20 protein-coding genes are annotated in these 21,074 nt (G+C 35.8%); 7 read left to right on the top strand and 13 right to left on the bottom strand.

Annotated features, from left to right (window positions below; all coding sequences use genetic code 11):
* Positions 1 to 128: 128 nt before the first annotated feature.
* The 3 genes from I6760_RS12710 to I6760_RS06810 form a co-directional block, all read right to left on the bottom strand.
* A complete protein-coding gene (locus I6760_RS12710) occupies positions 129 to 1,004 on the bottom strand; it encodes a CHAT domain-containing protein (protein ID WP_196593744.1) in 876 nt (291 codons plus the stop codon).
* 13 nt (positions 1,005 to 1,017) lie between these two features.
* Positions 1,018 to 1,539, bottom strand: coding sequence for a hypothetical protein (locus I6760_RS06815; protein ID WP_196593743.1), 522 nt, complete (start codon positions 1,537 to 1,539; stop codon positions 1,018 to 1,020).
* Between the two features lie 440 nt (positions 1,540 to 1,979).
* Complete coding sequence (locus I6760_RS06810; protein ID WP_196593742.1) at positions 1,980 to 2,849, bottom strand: LysR family transcriptional regulator; 870 nt, start codon at positions 2,847 to 2,849, stop codon at positions 1,980 to 1,982.
* Between the two features lie 134 nt (positions 2,850 to 2,983).
* Between I6760_RS06810 and I6760_RS06805 the strand changes: the two genes are divergently transcribed.
* From I6760_RS06805 to accC, 7 genes are all read left to right on the top strand, one after another.
* Positions 2,984 to 4,201, top strand: a complete 1,218-nt coding sequence (locus tag I6760_RS06805; protein WP_196593741.1) for an MFS transporter — start codon at positions 2,984 to 2,986, stop codon at positions 4,199 to 4,201.
* A 332-nt stretch (positions 4,202 to 4,533) separates the two neighbouring features.
* The gene (locus I6760_RS06800; protein ID WP_196593740.1) at positions 4,534 to 5,298 is read left to right on the top strand and encodes a LamB/YcsF family protein; all 765 of its coding nucleotides are present in this window, start codon (positions 4,534 to 4,536) and stop codon (positions 5,296 to 5,298) included.
* A gap of 369 nt (positions 5,299 to 5,667) precedes the next feature.
* Complete coding sequence (locus I6760_RS06795) at positions 5,668 to 6,852, top strand: NRAMP family divalent metal transporter (protein ID WP_196593739.1); 1,185 nt, start codon at positions 5,668 to 5,670, stop codon at positions 6,850 to 6,852.
* 30 nt (positions 6,853 to 6,882) lie between these two features.
* Positions 6,883 to 7,623, top strand: coding sequence for a 5-oxoprolinase subunit PxpB (gene pxpB / locus I6760_RS06790; protein ID WP_196593738.1), 741 nt, complete (start codon positions 6,883 to 6,885; stop codon positions 7,621 to 7,623).
* Positions 7,623 to 8,624, top strand: coding sequence for a 5-oxoprolinase subunit C family protein (locus I6760_RS06785; protein ID WP_196593737.1), 1,002 nt, complete (start codon positions 7,623 to 7,625; stop codon positions 8,622 to 8,624). Before pxpB ends, I6760_RS06785 begins: the two co-directional genes overlap by 1 nt.
* A gap of 15 nt (positions 8,625 to 8,639) precedes the next feature.
* Entirely contained in the window at positions 8,640 to 9,068 is a 429-nt protein-coding gene (gene accB, locus I6760_RS06780) for an acetyl-CoA carboxylase biotin carboxyl carrier protein (protein WP_231036134.1), read from the top strand.
* A gap of 15 nt (positions 9,069 to 9,083) precedes the next feature.
* Positions 9,084 to 10,445 (top strand): acetyl-CoA carboxylase biotin carboxylase subunit, encoded by a 1,362-nt coding sequence (gene accC, locus I6760_RS06775; RefSeq protein WP_196593736.1) that lies wholly within the window; start codon positions 9,084 to 9,086, stop codon positions 10,443 to 10,445.
* 23 nt (positions 10,446 to 10,468) lie between these two features.
* On the opposite strand, the gene I6760_RS12850 is transcribed toward accC, so the two are convergent.
* The 10 genes from I6760_RS12850 to I6760_RS06730 form a co-directional block, all read right to left on the bottom strand.
* A complete protein-coding gene (locus I6760_RS12850) occupies positions 10,469 to 10,591 on the bottom strand; it encodes a hypothetical protein (protein ID WP_269140275.1) in 123 nt (40 codons plus the stop codon).
* A 124-nt stretch (positions 10,592 to 10,715) separates the two neighbouring features.
* Entirely contained in the window at positions 10,716 to 12,095 is a 1,380-nt protein-coding gene (locus tag I6760_RS06770; RefSeq protein ID WP_196593735.1) for a radical SAM protein, read from the bottom strand.
* Positions 12,096 to 12,275: 180 nt separating this feature from the next.
* A complete protein-coding gene (locus I6760_RS12920; RefSeq protein ID WP_196593734.1) occupies positions 12,276 to 12,863 on the bottom strand; it encodes a TetR/AcrR family transcriptional regulator in 588 nt (195 codons plus the stop codon).
* Between the two features lie 64 nt (positions 12,864 to 12,927).
* The gene (locus I6760_RS06760) at positions 12,928 to 14,304 is read right to left on the bottom strand and encodes a B12-binding domain-containing radical SAM protein (RefSeq protein WP_196593733.1); all 1,377 of its coding nucleotides are present in this window, start codon (positions 14,302 to 14,304) and stop codon (positions 12,928 to 12,930) included.
* Between the two features lie 322 nt (positions 14,305 to 14,626).
* Complete coding sequence (locus tag I6760_RS06755) at positions 14,627 to 15,565, bottom strand: NAD(P)-dependent oxidoreductase (RefSeq protein ID WP_196593732.1); 939 nt, start codon at positions 15,563 to 15,565, stop codon at positions 14,627 to 14,629.
* Between the two features lie 296 nt (positions 15,566 to 15,861).
* Positions 15,862 to 17,205 (bottom strand): adenosylmethionine--8-amino-7-oxononanoate transaminase, encoded by a 1,344-nt coding sequence (gene bioA / locus I6760_RS06750; protein WP_196593731.1) that lies wholly within the window; start codon positions 17,203 to 17,205, stop codon positions 15,862 to 15,864.
* Positions 17,206 to 17,227: 22 nt separating this feature from the next.
* Positions 17,228 to 17,905, bottom strand: coding sequence for a dethiobiotin synthase (bioD, locus tag I6760_RS06745; protein ID WP_196593730.1), 678 nt, complete (start codon positions 17,903 to 17,905; stop codon positions 17,228 to 17,230).
* Positions 17,898 to 18,875, bottom strand: a complete 978-nt coding sequence (bioB, locus tag I6760_RS06740; RefSeq protein WP_196593729.1) for a biotin synthase BioB — start codon at positions 18,873 to 18,875, stop codon at positions 17,898 to 17,900. The genes bioD and bioB overlap by 8 nt, the downstream gene beginning before the upstream one ends.
* Positions 18,876 to 18,988: 113 nt before the next feature.
* A complete protein-coding gene (locus I6760_RS06735; protein WP_196593728.1) occupies positions 18,989 to 19,540 on the bottom strand; it encodes a biotin transporter BioY in 552 nt (183 codons plus the stop codon).
* A gap of 324 nt (positions 19,541 to 19,864) precedes the next feature.
* The gene (locus I6760_RS06730; protein ID WP_196593727.1) at positions 19,865 to 20,977 is read right to left on the bottom strand and encodes an aminopeptidase; all 1,113 of its coding nucleotides are present in this window, start codon (positions 20,975 to 20,977) and stop codon (positions 19,865 to 19,867) included.
* Between the last annotated feature and the right edge of the window lie 97 nt (positions 20,978 to 21,074).

Here is a 21,074-nt window from a genome sequence, read left to right as displayed (position 1 = left end):
TTTATGCCACCATGATAATCATTGCTGACACTATATTTCACTGTTCTTATACAGATACTTTTCTTTTGCCAAAAAGCAGCTAAAAAATAGCATATTACAAACTTAGTAAAAAACATATAGATTTTTTCTTATTTACCGCTTTTTTTATTTAACTGATCAATCATTACAATGTCTGAAGCTTTCATTCCTTCTTTTACATAAAGTACTGGTGTAGCTTCCTCTACTATACCACGCAATAAAAGGGCTGCTTTAGCCTGGTTGAAAGCAGTAGCAAGATCCTTGCCAAATCCGATAGAAGAATAAAACTGGGCAGCAAAAACTATTGCTGCTTCATCCGGGATCTCTTTGCGCATACCGATAGCAGCTTCAGTGTATTTTACAACAGCTTGTGCTTCCTGTTCAGAAAAGCAGGCATTGAAAAATATCAATCTGACATGCCCAGACATAGTAGCAATCGCTGCTGCCATTGCCTCCTTGCTGACTGGCTGGACGTTGCCAGAAGGATCATTAAGAAGAAGATTCCCATTCTCCATGCCATGCCCAGAAAAATGGATAATCTCTGGATCAAGTTCATTGATCATCTGCAGTATATCTGCCGCCTGTGTCGCCCAGCGGGTAAAAAATTCCATAGAGTCCCGATCTGCTGACATACGTATAGAATCCGTTATCGCATGAACTTCTTTATTCAGTGCCAGCTGTGGCATCTCGTTCGTATTAGCAGCAAGAAATAAAATGGTCAGTTTTTCCACAGGTTTCTGTGGAAAAGTCGTTTTGACGTTATTAGAAAAATCCTGTGTATGTTTCAGTAACAACTGCGATTCCCTATCCATAAGTCCCGCCAGCTGTTCTTCCAGCTCCAGCAGCTCTTTTTCTGCCGTAACTATTTTTTCTTCCACATCCGCAAGATTTTTATACATCCCGGCATGATCAGTTATCAAACACGCCAGCTGTTTCTTTTGACCCAGAATAGCCTTCCATATATTTTTTATATCATCCTTGCACACAGATAGCACCTCTTTATGATAATAATCCATTCCGCATATGGTTCCGGCATATCACATATACTGTATCCACTAATGTCTTTATCGGCACAGGAGAAAATTTTTCCGTTAATTTTTTATCGGCCAGCAAAACACCCTTTTTATTATAAATCTTCTCTTCTTCGATAGTATATTGACTTTTGTTAATTTTAAAGGCCATATAGATCTCACTATAAGCCACGTGATCGTTAGCAGTTAATTTCGCCTTATAAATTTTATCAAGTTTTTTTAATAATGCTTTATCTGTATATACTGCCTTTATCTCAGCTCTTACAATATCTTTATCCACTTTGTCCTGCTTCAAAGAAGTTGTATCCAAAAAGTATTCTGCTATATCATTTGTAAATAAGACCGTCCAGCGCATTGCCTCTGTTTCACTGGCCGATGGTTTTGGTACCGCAGATATTTCCCATATAGGCTGCGATGTTGCTGTTGCTGCCACTGCCTGACCGGAAAAACAGCCTAGCAGTAAGCAAATTATCACTACGTATTTTTTCATGTTACACCCTTCACAAACTGACAATCACTTCAGAGCATCTGACTACACAGGTAACTGTCATACTTATTTTATAAAATTATATCTATTAATTTTTTCTTTTTTCTGTTAATTTATATTATTTATACTGTAGTAAGTAAATAAAAAAACCGCATCTGCAATTATTCATAGCTATACATCATACACTTATGTGATTTCACAAATCATGAATTATTTTAGTTGAATAATTTTAATTTTATTTTTTCCATATTTAGTATAGCATTGACAAATATAAAGTTCAATAGCAATTACTTATCCCCCCATAATAGATATATATAATAATTACTGATGATCGGCATACTTTTTTTGTTTATTATAATTTCAGCTGCAATCGGATCATATCAATACATTAAATCCCATTTTCTATAATTTTTCTTTATATACATTTGTAAAAAAATTCTTTACTATTTTTCATTTATTATCCGCTGCGCACATTTTATAAATTTTTTCGCCGCTGGTGATGCATTTTTCAAAGAGGGCAGCCCTATCCCCAGCGTTATATAATAAGGAGGATCAAGCGGCTTTATCGCAACCCGCCCTGACCAGTTTATTGACATGAGCCGTTTATTGAGACTTATCCCCAGTCCGGCTTCTACCATGGAATAGGTAGTATAATTATCTATAGTAGTAAATCGAATATCAGGTGAAAGCTTTTTTTTGTGCAAAAATCTTTCTACATCAGTATTACGTTCAGGTAACGTTTTTATAAAAGGTTCTCCATCTATATCTTTTATAGGAAATACTGGCAGAGATGCTTTAGGGTGATTTTGTGGCAGCCATGCAACTAATTCATCACGCTTTAAAGGGATCCAGTCACCTTCTATTGGATACTCACTAAAAAAACAGCAGTCAATCCGGTGTTCTTCCAGCCAGCATGTCAGATCACTGTTTGCTCCCTCCATAGTGTGAACATATATTTGGGGATAATCCGACTGAAATTCTCTGATTATTTTAGGCAGCCAGCACGCTGCAATACTATAATAAGTTCCAATAGTAAGATTCCCTATGTCGAGGCCACGGATCTGCGCACTCAGCTGCAGTGTCTGCTCCTGAACATGTACCAACTTACGAAACAGCGGCAGCATTTTTTTACCATCCTTTGTAACTTTCACGCCTTTATAGTTTCTTGCCAGTATAGCAAAACCTATTTCTTCTTCCAATGAATTTATCATTCTTGTTACACCAGAAGGAGTATAACCCAGTTGAACAGCAGCAGCTGACAAACTGCCCATATCAATTGCTGTAAGCATTACCCTACATTTATTTATATCCATATAAAATATCCCCTATGCTCTTTTATCATAATCCATATGAAATTTTGCTGCTTCCTGCATATCTGTATCTATAGTATACTAACTTTATTGCTCATATAGCAATAATAATTATTCAAGAAAGGATTGTATATCTCGTGCCATCTGCTCATTTTATAAAAAAAGGTGACAAACAATACTGGCCCACTATTGCAGCCCTATTTTTTGGTAGTTTTGTCACTTTTGCTCTTTTATATTGTTTCCAACCTCTAATTCCGGTTTTTTCTTCCGAATACAAGATTTCTCCGTCTATCGCCAGCCTTTCAATTTCTATGGCTACTGGAAGTTTAGCCATAGCCATGCTGCTTACACCATCTCTATCTGATCATTTCGGCCGAAAGTTAATAATGTGCAGTTCTATTTTAGGTTCTACTATACTAATAGGCATTATTGCTTTTATTGATAATTTTTATGTGATTCTGCCCATTCGTATTGTTGAAGGAATATTTCTTGCAGGCTATCCTGCTATTGCCATGACTTACATCCAGGAGGAATTTGACCCTGGTATTACGGGAATAGTCATGGGTATTTTTATAAGCGGCAACTCTGTGGGCGGTCTTTTAGGACGGCTTCTTGTAAGCACTTTAACTGACCTTTTTTCCTGGCATGTTGCTATTGGCACGCTGAGTATTTTAAGTTTTTTTATAAGTATCTGGTTTTACAAAAATTTGCCCGTCTCGCAAAACTTTCAGCCGTGTAAACTCAGTTTGTATGATGTTGCACAACGCTTTACTATTAATTTGAAAGTTGGCAAACTAGTCGTTATATATATGATTGGGTTTTTAATCATGGGTAGTTTTGTCGCTCTTTATAATTATGCCGAATATCCTTTGCTCGCACCGCCTTATTCATTAAGCCAAACACTAGTAGGTTTTATTTTTATAATATACCTGGTAGGTACTTTCAGTTCTACCTTTATGAGCAGACTTGCCAGTCTGCACGGTGAGTTAAAGGTTCTTGACATGGGTCTTATGTGTATGCTTCTAGGAATAATAATCACTATATTACTACCATTATGGTTGAAAATACTCGGCATAGCATTATTTACCTTCGGTTTTTTTGGTAGCCATTCTATAGCCAGTAGTATGGTCGTAAAATACAGTCCCGTCGGCAAAGCCCAATCATCAGCTTTATACCTGCTATTCTATTATGCTGGTTCCAGTTTTATTGGTACCTGGGGTGGAAATTTCTTAATCTGGAAGGGATGGTCTGGCATAGTCATCCTTTTGAGTGGTTCTATATGTCTGGCTCTTGTTCTCTCAAATACTCTTCTAGTAAAAAACTACCATTCTTCAGTACGTAAACTACATGTATGATTATTACGCTATTATAAACCTGAATATAACTGGTATTTTATCCGCTTTTAAAAAATAGCTAAAATATCAGTTACATAATATATGACATAATTTAAACAACATAAGGCAAATTATACATTTTATTACCAACTTATTATTTTTATCATACATAACACTTAAATTATAATAAAAAATAAGTTTTTATTCTTTATTATTTGCTTTTTAAAATTTCATATGCTAAAATTATTTTGTAATTTTGTAAATTTAAAAAGTGTCATTAGTAATTTATAATCAATTTACTAGGTTTTTTTAATATTATTCACTAAAAAACTCATAGAAAGGACCGAGCTTATATGTTGTCGGTAGATTTAAATAGTGATTTAGGGGAAAGTTTTGGTATTTATACAGTCGGTAATGATGAGGCTATTTTAAAATATGTTTCTTCAGCTAATATTGCCTGTGGTTTTCACGCAGGAGATCCCCATGTCATGCATAAAACCGTCTTGATGGCTATAAAAAACAATACTGCTATTGGCGCCCATCCCGGTCTTATGGATCTGAATGGATTTGGCCGCCGCAACATGAATATAACAGCAGCACAAGCTTATGATATTACGATTTATCAAACAGGTGCACTGGCAGCTTTTGTCACTGCCTGCGGCGGCCATATGCAGCATGTGAAGCCCCATGGAGCTCTATATAATATGGCTGCTAAGGACACCATGCTGGCTGAAGCCATTGCTCAAGCTGTAGCAGATATCGATAAAAAATTAATTCTCTTCGGACTGGCGGGCAGTGAACTGATTAAAGCAGGAGAAAAAGCTGGCTTAAAAACAGCCAGTGAAGTTTTCGCGGATAGAGCTTACTTATCCGATGGTTCATTAATGCCACGCAGTGAACCTGGAGCTGTTTTATCCGATGATAAAGCTGCTATCAGACAGGCTCTGCAGATGATAAAAACAGGAACAGTAACAGCTTCAGACGGAAAATCTCTGACAGTACGTGCTGACACGATGTGTATTCACGGCGATAATGCTAAGGCACTTATTTTCGCGCAAAAAATAAATGCGGCACTGCATGAAGCCGATATTAAAATTAGCCCCTTCCAACGTCAATGACTTATAGTAAAAAACATATTATGTATTATTACAAATGCTATATTATTTTAGTAAAATTTATCTAATAAAATATTTTATAGTATGCTTCTAGCCAGTATAATGCAAGCTTATATACTATTCTACCAATTATTTTCTCTCTAAATACTTAGACATAATTAATATAGTAATACAAAAATAGTTTTTTATCCCTCATAGTTTGCTTTTTAAAATTCCATATGCTAAAATTATTTTATAGTCTTGTAATTTGTAGCAATGGTGCTAGTAAATTTATAATCAATTTACTAGCTTTTTTAATACCATTATTCATTAAAAATGACTAAAAATTATGGTATAATTGGAAATTTGACTAATAGTAAAGGGGCAGTAAGCATGAATACAAAAAAAGAAAGTACCTTTAGCATTCTCATGGGCGCGGCTTTTTTGATGGCAACATCATCAGTTGGACCCGGTTTTTTGACACAGACTACCGTATTTACACAATCATTGATGGCCAGTTTTGGATTTGTAATTTTATTGTCAATCATTCTTGATATTGGCACACAACTCAACATTTGGCGCATTATAGGAGTATCAGGCAAACGCGGACAGGATATTGCCAATATGGTATTTCCAGGATTAGGCTATTTAGTATCTTTTCTTATTATTATCGGGGGACTTGCCTTTAATATCGGTAATATCGCTGGTGCCGGTCTTGGTTTTAACGTTCTGTTTGGGCTAAGTCCTGTTACAGGAGCTATAATAAGCTGTATAATAGCTGTATCCATATTTTTAGTTAAAGAAGCGGGAAAATTAATGGACCGTTTTACACAGATTGCCGGATTTATTATGATACTTCTGACCTTATATGTAGCTGTTTCTTCATCTCCACCAGTTGGCCAGGCAATAACAAAAACTTTTATGCCAGACCATATTGATATGCTCTCCATCATAACACTGGTCGGCGGCACAGTCGGTGGATATATAACATTTTCCGGCGGACATCGTCTTATTGATGCTGGTATATGCGGGAAAAAAGCTGTCGGGCAAATTACCCGCAGCTCCGTAACCGGTGTATGTGTCACTGGAATAATGCGTATATTATTATTTTTAGCTACACTTGGTGTCGTAACTGGAGGTTTTGTTCTTGATAAATCTAATCCACCAGCATCAGTATTCCATTTTGCAGCGGGCATTATCGGCTATAAGATATTTGGTATTGTAATGTGGTCCGCAGCTATATCTTCTGTTATTGGTGCAGCATATACATCTGTATCTTTTATCAGAACTTACAGTAAAAAACTTGACACACATTACCGCTGGCTAGTCATTGCTTTTATAATTTTTTCTACTTTTGTTTTTGCTGTGATCGGTAAGCCTGTAACTATCCTAATATTAGTTGGTACCTTGAACGGTTTTATTCTTCCTATAACCTTAGGTGTTATGCTAATTGCTGCTTACAACAGTAAGATTGTCGGCGATTACAGGCATCCTGTATGGATGACCGTATTCGGAATAATAGTTGTATTAATGACCGCTTATATGAGTATTGTAGCAGCCATAAAACTTTTATCATAACTATTAATAATTATCTAGCGGAGGAAAATTTTGTCTAAATATCTTTATAATATAAAACCACTTGGTGAATCTGGAATTATTGTTACTTTTGGTTCAGAAATAAATCCGCAAATCCATAAAAAAGTTAAAAGTCTTGCTGATTATATCGAAGGACATCCTTTTAATGGTTTTTGTGAATATGTTATTTCTTACACCAGTGTAGCCGTTTTTTATAATCCTTTTATTATAAAAGCGGACTACAAACATATTAATACTGCTGCTGAAAATAAAACTGTATTCAAGCTCATTAAAGGCATACTAGAAAATTATATTTCTGCTGCTGACAAATTGCCTTCTTCTACTACCATGACTGTAGAAATTCCAGTATGTTATGGAGGAGAATACGGCCCTGATATAGACTACGTCGCCAAACATAATAATTTATCCATCGATGATATCATCGCCATACACTCACAGCCTGATTATCTTGTATATATGATAGGCTTTTGTCCTGGTTTCCCCTACCTTGGCGGCATGGATGAAAGAATCGCAGCCCCGCGTAAAAGTGAACCTCGTCTATCTATTCCTGCTGGCAGTATCGGCATTGCTGGCAGACAGACAGGGTGCTATCCTATAAGTACACCAGGCGGCTGGCAGATAATCGGGCGTACCCCTTTGAACTTGTTTCATGCTGACCGGCCAAATCCCAGTTTACTCAACGCCGGTGATTCAGTAAAATTTATTCCCATATCTCCAGAAAAATTCCAGGAAATAAAGGTGATGAATACGTAATGAGTTTAAAAATAATTCGTCCCGGTCTTCTTACAAGTATCCAGGACAGTGGACGACACGGTTATCAAAAGATTGGTGTACTTGTTTCCGGCGCTATGGATATTTACTCCATGCGCTTATCTAATATGCTGGTCGGTAATAATGAAAATGAAGGAACCATTGAAATAACCCTTTTGGGCCCGACTATAGAATTTACCGCAGATACGTTAATCGCAGTTACAGGTGGCAATTTTAATCCTATAATAGATGGTATGCCTGTCCCTTATATGCGCCCTGTAGCTGTAAAAGCAGGCGCCGTCATGAAGTTCAGCAGCAGCCAGCCCGGCTGCCGTGCTTATCTTGCTGCAGCAGGCGGCTTTGATGTGCCTGTAGTTATGGGCAGTAAAAGCACCTATCTGCGAGCTGGTATTGGTGGATTCAAAGGCCGTTCCCTGCAAAAAAATGATATACTTCATACCGGTAACCCCAATTCTTTCAGTCAACAAATTCTTACAACATTATTGTCACGTGGTGCTCAATCATTTGCTGAAGCCCGCTGGTTTATCGGCAGACCATTTTCTGCCGATAATCTGCACAAACCGATCCGTGTTACTTCTGGCATGCATTATAAATATTTTGACCAGCAATCAAAATATGATTTTTTCTCTTCTGATTATTTAATAACTAACAATGCCGATAGAATGGGCTATCGTCTGCAAGGACATCCCTTGAATACAGAAAAACCAATGGAAATAATCTCTGAAGCCGTAGGACTTGGCACTATCCAGGTTCCACCACAGGGAAATCCAATAATCCTGATGGCTGACCATCAGTCAGTTGCCGGCTATCCAGTAATTGCCCAGGCAATTACTGCTGATACAGCCCGCATAGCACAGCTAAAACCTAATGATCATATTCGCTTTAAGTTGATCAGCCATGAAGAAGCTGAGCAAATTTTCATTGAAAAAGAAAAAACCATGGAAAATATAAAAATAGCTATAAAAGCCAAACTACAAAATTAACAGGAGGAATCTATCTTGCTGCAATTAGAAGAAATAAAGGAATTAATAAATACCCTAGACCACTCTGCTTTGAATAAACTGAATTTAAAATTCAGCGACGGTGAAATAACATTAGAAAAAAGTTCTTCACTGCCTGCTGTGTCTTCCATCGATGATAAAAAGGCTTCTATTCCTGCTCCCCCTCCATTTACTGCTAATGAGAAAATAGAAGAAATCACCGCTCCTATGGTAGGTACATTTTACAGCTCACCTGAACCAGATATTCCTTCATTTGTGGAAAAAGGCAGCAAGGTTCATCCCAATACAGTTGTCTGTATCCTAGAAGCTATGAAACTTTTTTCTGAAATTGAGGCACAGACTGAAGGAGAAATAATTGAAGTTCTCGTAAAAGACGGCGATTTTGTGGAATACGGCCAGCCATTATTTAAAGTAAAAACTTATTGAGGATGAAATATTATTATGTTTAGAAAAATTTTGATTGCTAATCGCGGTGAAATTGCCGTACGCATAATTAAAGCCTGTCGTGAAATGGGAATATTATCTACTGCTGTCTACTCTGAAGCAGATAAAAACTCGCTGCATGTAAAACTGGCCGATGAATCATATTGCATAGGCGCTTCTCAAGCGAAAAAAAGTTATCTTGACATAACACGCATTATTACTACTGCCCAGCATGCGAAAGCTGATGCCATTCACCCCGGATATGGCTTTTTAGCGGAAAACCCTTCTTTTGCCAAAGCCTGTGTAAACGCCAATATAACCTTTATTGGTCCTTCAAGCACTGCTATGTCCAGCATGGGTGATAAGGCTATTGCCCGCCAAACAATGAAAAAAGCCCTCGTCCCCATTGTTCCGGGAACAGAAGGCTTGATAACCGATATTGGTGAAGCTAAAAAAATTGCTGGCGATATAGGCTACCCTGTGCTGATAAAAGCAACGGCCGGGGGCGGAGGAAAAGGGATGCGCGTTGTTGATAACGGCAACGAATTAGAAAAAGCACTTCACCAAGCATCACAAGAAGCTGAACGATCATTTGGAAACTCCGGTGTATATTTAGAAAAATATCTCACTCATTCTCGCCATGTAGAAATACAAATAATGGCCGACAATTACGGCAATGCTGTTTACCTTGGCGAACGGGACTGCTCTGTACAACGCCGTCATCAAAAACTGCTGGAAGAAGCTCCCTCCCCTGTAATTGATGAAACACTACGCAGTAAAATGGGGCTAGCTGCTGTTGCTGCCGCCAAGGCCGTTAAATACAGCGGTGCTGGTACTATTGAATTTATTGTTGATAAACAAAAAAACTTTTATTTTATGGAAATGAATACCAGAATACAAGTAGAACATCCTGTTACGGAAATGATTACTGGTACAGATCTCATAAAAGCTCAACTTCTTGTGGCTGCCGGAGAAATTCTTCCCTGGACGCAGGATGATATTCACATAAATGGCTGGGCTGTAGAATGTCGGATAAACGCTGAGGATCCTTATAATAATTTTATGCCCTGCCCTGGTACTATCGATATTTATCGCCCACCGGCGGGAAATGGTATCCGTGTTGACAGTGCTATGTACAGCGGTAATACTATCACGCCTTTTTATGATTCCATGATCGCCAAAGTTATTGTCTGGGCTCCTACACGTGATAAGGCTATAAAAAAAATGGCTGATGCACTGAAAAATTTCACTATAACCGGGGTAAAAACCACTATCAGCATGCATCGTAAATTGCTCGCCAGTAAAGATTTTATTGCAGCTAAAATAGATACCAATTATTTGGAGGAACATTTAGAAAAAATTTTAAACAAACCATTATAATATTAATCAGGCCATCAAAATATTCATTTTCCAGTAATTCCCCTAATAATTGAACCGGCAGTTTTTACATTTGTTACCTTCAAATACTCATTTATGTTAATACCTGCACTAAAATAATATGGGATTGTCACAAATAGCTTCATCATACCGAGTACAGTTGACTTCTATTTTACCAGAAATATATAAAATACTATGACTAATTTATTGTTGAAGCTATTGACAACCCCACTATTTATAGTACACTTCAATACGCTTTCCTAGCTTATCTGATTAACCCTTTGATAACCAATAATTACCCTTATCATGAAAATATTTTTGCCATGCCTTATCAGCTGCCGGACGATAATTCTGCGCCAATTCATCCAGTTCTCGCATAAACTGGGGATCATTAATCATTTTTGCTGCACTTTCATCCGTAGGATGTGCATGATCACGTTTTACTATATCACGTATTACATCTGTATTATCAATCATCATGCATGGCAGTAAAAGATTTTTATTATATGGTTGTTCCTGACGTAAATCTTTAAAAAACTGAGAACGAAAAATACTAAGCAATGGTTTTCCTTTAAGATTATCACAGGCATAATGCGCAAAGATGCATGGCTCAACTTCTTCTTTAGAGTTAATATGACAGTAATACTTTCCAGCAATACAGCCACCTATATAAGGAGCATCATTGAAAAAGTCAATGGCAAAATATGGTTTATCCGTACGAATATGACGGATACGCCGCCCCAGTTCCACGCGTTCTTCCGGCCTAAGCATCATTTTAATATCAGGTGATATACCTACCGGCATATAAATAAAGTAAAAACTCATTTTGGCGCCTTTTTCAATTAAAAAATCCACAAATTTATCTGAGCTTACAACCTCAAAATTTGCTCTGGTCGCAGCAGAAGAAACACCAAACAGCATACCTCTTTCTTTTAACAAGTCCATAGCATGAACTACTTTTTTGAAAACACCCTTACCTCTCCTAGCATCTGTTTGTTCTTCAAAACCTTCCAGAGAAAACATCGGTACAACATTTCCCAGTTTCTGCAGTTTATCTGCCAATTCCTCATTGAAAAGCGTTCCATTTGTAAAGGGAGTAAATAATACATCATTATATTTTTCATAAATTTTCAGCATATAATCTACGGCAAACGGTTCACCACCAAGAATTATAAAATAATATATTCCCAGTTCTCTAGCCTCTCCAATGATCCGATCTATCTCTTCAAAGGGTATATCATCTTTCTTACTATATTTAGCAGCATAACAGCCTGTACAACGCAAATTACAGCGCATCGATGGGCTTAATAAAATCACAAAAGGAATCTTTGTATTTTCTTCTTCCAAAAATTTTTCCCGCTTGGAAACACCAAACCATGTTGCATTAGCAAAAAAATTGATAAAAAATTTTTCCAAACTTTTTTTATTAGTAGTCTGCAAGAAATTCTGCATGTATTTCCGCGTCGCTGGATTATATTTATATAATTTATATAATCCATTAAGACCATCCTGCGATATTTTATTTCTCATAAATTTCTGCGCTAATTTAAAACCCCGATCTATATTTTTTTCGGGATTTTTATTTAGTAATTTCATTCCTTCATTGACAAATGTGTCTTTTATTTCTTTTTCTACCGTTTCAAATAATTTCATGCCGTACACTTCCATTTTAAAATAGAGTTTTTGATAAAAATTCGTCTTAAGTTATGATCCGGCTGATAAAAATCATACTAATCTAATCTGCTTTTTATAATAAAAAGCTCCATTTTTATTCAGTCTTGTCAACCGAATCTATTTATCACTGCTCCTTCCCTTATTTCAGTTATTTCAGCATTATCTTTTTTTCTGCAGAGAATTTACAAGAAAGGCTTTCCATATTATAGATAATGCTTTATCATAATCAAATTTGGGATGACACATCATACGAACAAGATATCCATCCAGCATACACCAATAAGCATGTGATAATTCTAAAGAAGATTCGTTAACAAAAATCCCTTCGTTAATTCCATCCTGAAATATATTAGCAATTCTGGAAATAAGTTTCCTGTTTGTATCCTGCATAAGGCGAAGAATATCTTCATTGCAGGCTGTCGGCGGAAACATCCACATACGCATCCAAAAATACATTTCATCACGATGATGAAAAAAATAATTTCCTACTAATAAAAATATGTTTCTTAGTTTTTCATTAGCTGACAACCCTGCCGTTTCACGAACGGCCTTTTCCCAGCATTGTAAATAATCTATCCTGACATCATGTAATACTGTAAGAAAAATTTCCATTTTACTTGTGTAATGTGCATAAATAGATGGTTTTTTTATTCCTATTACTTTTGCAATGTCTGCTAACGTAGTAGCATCATAACCCTTTTCTGCAAAAAGCTTTAATGCTGCTCTACTAATATCCTGTGCGGACATTTTTTTACCCCCATTATTAAATATACGCTGCAAAAAACATCAGCTTTAATATCATAAAACTCCATCATTCAGTCAAAGTCTTATTGTTCGAGCAAAATTTTTTTAAATTTGTATAATAATTATGTTTGCCAAACCATATATAAAAATAAGAAAAGGCAATACCTATTCTACTTATAAACCATAATCCCAAACGTCTTATACCCGAATCAAAACCAAAAAGCCTCATAATTTTAAAGGATGAAGTAAAATTGTAAAATTTTCGCACAGAATGAAAAAATTCTTTTTGCAGCTGCCATGCTGACATATTACGCGGTTTAAACGTAACATTCATCATATCAAAATACCTCCAGTTATCTGTAATCATTCTCTTTTCCTTAATAAATTTTTTGTAAACTGGTGTTCCAGGAAATGGTGTCAATACAGCCGGTTGCAATTGGTAAGCATTGATATGCCTGCAAAACTTTACTCCCCGCCGAATGTCTTCTATACTATCATCATCCAGGCCCAATACTAAACTAGCTATAAGTCTTATCTTATACTGTGCTAGACGTTTAGCACATTTTTCAATATCCACTATTTTTTGTTTTTTATTGATTGCATTTAATGATTTCTGATTTAATGATTCAATGCCCACAAGAACACGATTTAAATGTGCTTTTTGCAGTAGTTGCAGCAGTTCTTCGTCTTCAGCTAAGTCTGTGCGCCCAAAAAAGAAAGTTTCTTTAAAGACCAGATTTTCTTCGATCATCCTACGAAGCAATTTCTTAGTCCGTTTCTTATTAGCAGTAAAATTATCATCCTCAAAATTCATACACTTGAACCCCAACGATTTATAATAGCGCAATTCCTCTATGACATTTTCTACACTGCGTTCCCTATATGGATGAAACATACGAGAAGTCGTACAAAAGCTGCAGGAAAATGGACAACCTCTTGTCGTTATCACATTAGCGGCACTACATGATGTTTTCAATAATGAATAATCAGGAAAGGGAATTTCATCTAAATTATAAATAATCGGTGCTTTAATTATTTTATCTGTTATTTTTTTCTCCACAACATCCTTAATAACACTTTCGGCCTCACCAACAATTACCTGATCAGCATGCTTAATTGCTTCTTCGGGGACAGCACTGGCATGCATCCCACCAAGGATTACACGACAGTTATGCTGCCTAAACATATCCGCAATGTTATAGGCCCGCGGCGCACAGGAAGTCATCGTATAAATACCAATAACATCTGCATCCATACACTGAGAAAAATCTACATCTTCATTTAGTTCTTCATAAACTTCAACCTGATGTCCGGCATTTTTCAAAATATGTCCTAATACCAATGGCCCAGTGATGACATTTGAATATCCATAAATACTTCCTCCCAGGCGATAAACTGGTGTCCGCCGTATGGCATCAGTTGGTACAATAAATATCACCTTCACATTATTATCTCCTTAAAATTAATTAATCTGTTTTCCTACCTAACGTTAGTTTACTTTTTTTGTGCAGATTTGTCAAGGTGTTTTTTATATAGACAAAATTTTCTGTAACTTGTATTTTAAAAAATTATACTAAAATAAAACTACAGCTTATAATTAACTTCACAAGATGCAACCTGTTATGCTATACAGCTTAACAATATACATCACATCTTTATGAAGAAAATATTTATCTACTGCAGTTTCATTTTAATACAGATATTTTTTTATTTTATCAAACCAGTAGGCACATTATCCAATATTGCCTCATATAATCATAAAACTGTTACATCACATTCTGTGGCATCCCTTCAAGCCATTTAGCTACATTAGTAAACGCTGTTACTGCTCTCTTTTCTATAGCCTCTCTTGTGTTAAAACCAATATGAGGCGTTAAGATAACATTAGGAACATTAAGCAGCGGTTCATCTTTTGCTAATGGTGGTTCAGTATCAAATACATCTATACCAGCTCCAGCTATCCGATGTTCCTTAAGAGCTTGAGCTAAGGCATGCGCATCCACTACAGGCCCTCTTGCCGTATTTATTAAAATAGCATTTTTTTTCATTAATTTTATCTTATTAACATCAATTAATCCCCTTGTTTCTTCATTGAGCGGCGTATGCAGTGAAATAATATCACAAGTTTTCAGTATAGTATCCATATCGACAAACATATAATCACTTTTTCCTGATAAATGCCTTCTATAACAATATACCTCACACCCAAAAGCTTTTGCCAGTGCTGCGGTTTTTAATCCTATGGCACCTGCCCCGATAACCCCAAATTTTTTACCGGCAAGCTCACTGCCCAGAAAATTTTCATTGGTCTTTCCGTTGCGGACAGCTTCATTACTGGCAGCTATATTTCTATATAATGATATACACATACCTATTACTAGTTCACTCACAGCTTCATTAGCATAACCTGAACAATTGGAAACCACTATTTTATTTTTGCGGCAATATTCCATCCCTACATGATCAACACCAGTAAAAGCCACTGATATCATTTTTAGTTCGGGGCATTGCGATAGAATATTATCTTTATAAGGATTATTGGCTATCATTACTGCCTGTGCCCCTTGTGAACGCTTTATTTTCTCTTTATAATCTGCCGGACTATTATAATAACTAACTTCAATTTTATTCTTTAATATTGTTTCTGCCAATTCATGGCATTTTGCCTTATCAATTCCTATAGGTTCTACAATTGCTAATCTCATAAGCTGCCTCCCAATAAAATTATATCTGTTTACCCGTTTATAAAATACGGAATTTTCTATAAATTTATAACAATATCAATTCGAGTTTATTATACCACTATTTACTCATTTTATAAATATTTGTTGTAATGTCTAATAATTTTTATGGAAAACAAAAATTATAACTTTCTCTATTATTTATGACAGATATTTACTATAAAAATATCTGTCATAAATAATATTTTCCTCATAAAACTACTATACAACACTATATGAGGGAAGTTTCTACATATGATAAACCTACTTTTTACAATAATCTATTTTAATATTTCATCCATGGATGCCAAGCACCTGTCGATAGCTGTGTCCAGTGTACTTTCTTTAATGTTCAGTGCTGGATTAAAATATAATACATCTCCTAGAGGTCTGAGCAATAAACCTTTCTTGAGTGCTCTCTTGTAAATTTCATAGCCAATACGCAGTTTAGGGTCAAATGCCTCTTTACTATCCTTGTTCTTAACTAACTCAATAGCATTAATAAGCCCTATATGGCGTATTTCTCCTACATTTTTATGTTCATTAAGTTTTTCGCAGAGTTTTGTATTAAGATATTTTGCTGTTCCTTGTGCTCTTTCCAAAACTTTATCTTCCTGCAGTATTTTTTGTACAGCTAAAGCTGCACTACAGCCAAGAGGATTACCACTATAGGTATGGCTGTGCATAAAAGCACGGCCCTCATTATAATCAGCATAAAAAGCATCATAAATCTTTTGTGTTGTCAATGTCATTGACATTGGCATGTAGCCGCCAGTAAGCCCCTTGGAAATACACATTATATCTGGTGAAATCTTGGCATGATCACAAGCAAACATTTTCCCTGTACGACCAAATCCTGTTGCTATTTCATCAGCAATCAGTAATACGCCAGTTTTATTACAAAGCTCACGCAATTTTTTCAGATAAAGTGCCGGATATATGCGCATACCGGCACTTCCCTGTAATAATGGTTCTATTATGATAGCCGCTGTTTTTTCCCCATATCTGGCAAAATCTTTTTCCGCATTTTCAAAGCATTCACACTTACAGTTATCCCGAGTACAGCCATAAGGACAACGATAACAGTCAGGTGCCTGTATATGAATGGTATCCATCAGCATAGGTTTGTAAATTTTAGCATAAAGATCCATACTGCCGACGGATAAAGCTCCTATTGTTTCCCCGTGATAACCTTCACTCAAGCACATAAAACGCGTACGTTCAGTATTACCTGTCTGTGAATGATACTGGAATGCCATTTTCAATGCACATTCCACTGCTGATGAACCATTATCAGCAAAATTGAACTTAACTAATCCCTTGGGAATAACTTTTATGAGCTGCTGACATAATTCAATAGCCGGTTTATGTGATAGGTTAGCAAAAATAACATGTTCCAGCGTATCAAGCTGCTTTTTTATCGCTGCATTTATCACTGGATTGCAATGTCCCAGCAGATTGCACCACCATGAACTTATAATATCAATATATTCATTACCATCGATATCATATAAATACGAACCCTTTGCGTGGTCAATAACGATTGGAGGTAATGTTTCATAATCTTTCATTTGCGAACACGGATGCCATATGTATTTCAGATCTTCTTCAACTAATTTATTCATTTACAATAACGCCTCTTAACTTTTATTCGTAAAGTGCTGCCAGTTTCTCTACTGAAATATTGAGTTCTTTATCATCTTTTTTTACCAATGCAATAATTTCCATACCGGTCATATTTTCTATCATTTTTATATTATCATCCTGCATAACTCCGCCTGAGTAGTTATTCAGAATAATCCCTTTTATTATCAGTGAATGAGTTTTCATATACTCCACCGTAAGAACCACTTCATTTATTGTCCCTAGCCCTGCGTCAGCAACTATTAAACATGGTAATGACAATTCTCTTATGATGTCTTTCAAAAACATTTTTGCTTTTGCATCATAGCGAATAGGACATACTATCCCACCACTTCCCTCCATGGTTAAGTAAGAAAATTTTTGTGCATTTTTATAAAAACCGTCTTTCACCACGGACATTTCAACTGGATTTTTTTCCAGTTTAGACGCTAAATGTGGTGATACTGCTTCTTTATAAAGATATGGTACTAAGCTGTCGTCACTTTGACCTATCCCAGCAAACTGATTGACATATCCTGCGTCACTTTCTTTTACACTGTCGGCTCCGCTTATAGCTGCTTTATAATAACCGCAATTGAAGCCTGCATCACGCATTTTTTTTACGATCAATCCTGTAACATACGTTTTTCCTATGTCTGTCCCTGTAGCCGTAATAAAAAGACCTTTTGTTTTATTATTCATTCCATAGCCCCACTTTAAATCCTAATTCTTTTATCATATTCATATCTGTATCAATCGTTATCCCGGAAGTTGTCAGCATATCGCCTGATATTGCTGCATTGGCACCAGACTGAAAACACTTCTTACCTTTATCAGGCAGTAACCCACGTCCACCTGCCAGTCTGATAGATACATCGGGAAGAATAAACCTGTATATGGCAACAATACGTGCCATTTCATCATTTGTTAATACCTTATTATGTTCAAACGGTGTATACGGTATTGGATTAAGCATGTTTACCGGTACAGATTTCACCTTTAATTTTCTAAGTGATAATGCCATATCTATACGATCTGACATCGTTTCGCCCAGCCCCATTATCCCTCCGCTGCATACATTCATGCCCGCTCGCTGTGCAGCTTTTATTGCTTTAACTTTATCCTGAAAACTATGTGTTGTGCATATATTGGGAAAATAGTGTTCTGATGCTTCTAAATTATTATGTACCCGTCTTACACCAGCATCATACATTTTTTTATATTGTTCTTCATTCAATAATCCAAAGGACACACAAACATTTATTTTCCCCTGCTTATTAATAGCTTTTACAGTATTACACATTTCAGCAATTTCTTTATCATTCAAACTTTTACCGGCAGTAACTATTGAATACCGCAGCACACCTTTATCCTCATTATAACGGGCACCAGCAACAATTTCCTGAGTATCAAGTACTCCATAAGTATCCACTTTTGTTTTATAAAAAACAGATTGTGCGCAATATTTGCAATTTTCTGAGCACCTGCCACTTTTTCCATTTATGATCGTGCAAATATCAAAAATATTGCCACAAAAATGTTTCCTTATTTCATTGGCTGCCGCACAAAGTTCATCGAGTGGTACTTCTATAAGCATTTCTGCTTCTTCACGGTCTATCATTATTCCCTGCAGCACAGTAGCTTTAAGTTCTTTTATTATTCCTGTATTCATTTTTTATATCATCCCTTTATTATTTTTCTGGCATTGCTAAGAATAGTCCCTTGTTGCATCACTGCGCATTAAAATATACCTTCTTTTAAAATCCATTTCTAAATCTATTTATCTTATCTACTGTGTACAATAGGGATTACCTTCTTGCTTATAACCGCTGCTGCTATACATAAAAATATGTCTCCCGGCACAGCTAAAATAAATCCATACAGAAAAACGACCCACGCTGTTACCGCTTTTCCCAGATAAAAATTGCTAATAAAATAACAATATACCAATCCAAAAGTATAAACAATGACTAATCCAATAAAATCTGCTGCTAACAGTCTTTTATATGAAGGTTTTGCCACTTTATTAGCCAGTGAGCCAGTTACTCCGCTGGCGATTATGAAACCAATAAGATAACCAAAAGTAGGCTGAAATACATATCCTGGGCCACCGCCATCAGTAAAAATAGGCAGTCCTATCAAGCCTAATATCACATACGCTCCTACACTTATAGCCCCCAATCTCCCGCCAAGTAAAAGTCCCGCCAGCATTGTAAATAAAAATTGCAATGTGAACGGCACAACTGGGACAGGTATTCTGATAAAAGCACCTATAGCTATAAGTGCTGTAAATAGCCCGCACAAAACAATATCCCTTACTGTTAATTTTCTTGACATATCTTTAACATATCACCAGTCTTTCTTCAAAAATAGTAATTACAGGAGAAACCCAGATATTTTTAAAGCTGCAACCATGCTAATATAAGACTTTATACTGCTGAATAATTGCTGTTATCTGGTAAAATAATATATTTTCCTGTTTTAAATAAGTTATTACACCATTTAAAACCCAAAAACAATTTTATTTTACTTTTCCTGTTTTAAAATTTAACTAAAAAATCTATAGCAGATATTATTTTATCTTTTACTATTAAAGCACAAAAAACATCAATCGTCAACTTTATAATATATAAAGTTGACGATTGATGACATGTATAATATTTATTTTAAATTAACCGGATTAAGACATTGCAGATCCTTTGCAACAAACAAACCATTTTTTCTTATTAATTCATCATCAAGGAAAATTTCTCCTCCGCCATATTCTTCTGTCTGGATCAATACCAAATCCCAATGGATAGAAGAACGATTACTGTTATCAGCATCATCATATGCGCAACCTGGTGTAAAATGAATGCTCCCACTTATTTTTTCATCGAATAATGTATCCTTCATTGGCTTATTTATATATGGATTCAACCCAAAGGAAAATTCACCAACATAACGTGCACCTTCATCAGTATCCAATATTTTATTCAGCATTTCATTATTGTTAGCTGTTGCTTTTACTATCTTTCCATTTTTAAATGTCAGTGAAATATGTTCAAAAGTAACACCCTGATAAACTGCCGGTGTATTATAAGTTATTGTCCCATTTATAGAATCTTTTACAGGTGCTGTATATAATTCCCCATCAGGAATATTACATTCGCCTGAACATTTTACTGCCGGCAACCCCTTTATTGAAAAAACAATATCTGTGTCAGGTCCTTTTATATGTACTTTATCAGTATTTTCCATACGTTTTTTCAGCGGTGTCATTGCTTCACGCATTTTTTGATAATCAAGATTGCATACATTAAAATAATAATCTGTAAACTGTTCTGTACTCATATTGGCAAGCTGTGCCATCGCCCCATTGGGATAACGCAATACACACCATTTAGTATATGGCACTCTTATGTCACTATGAACCGGTTTTAACCAATCTTGTTGATATAACTTCATTTTTTCAGGTGGCACATCACTCATTTCACTTACATTATCGCTACCACGCACTGCAATATATGCATCCATTTGTTTCATGCGCATACTTTCATATTCAGCAATAATCTGCATTTGCTGCTTACTTGCACCTATAAGCAGTTCTCGCTGTAATCTTTGCTGTTTTACTGCAAGGAATGGAATTCCTCCAATCTTATACGTTTCTTTTACTAAAGCCCCTGCCAATTCCATTCCTGTGTCAAATATTTCAATGAGTATTTTTTCCCCTTTCTTTATATGTGTAGAATAAGTAATAAGATTATGCGCCAATAGTTCTATTCTTTTATCCATAAATATACCTCCAAATAATAAATTTTTTATACTGTTTATACTGTTCGTTAATTAAGTTTATTCCAATATAAAAATTTTTTCAATACAGTATAAAAAT

This window comes from Pectinatus sottacetonis, assembly GCF_015732155.1.
In the GTDB taxonomy this organism is placed as follows: domain Bacteria; phylum Bacillota; class Negativicutes; order Selenomonadales; family Selenomonadaceae; genus Pectinatus; species Pectinatus sottacetonis.
This window is presented reverse-complemented; position numbering and strand designations above follow the sequence as displayed.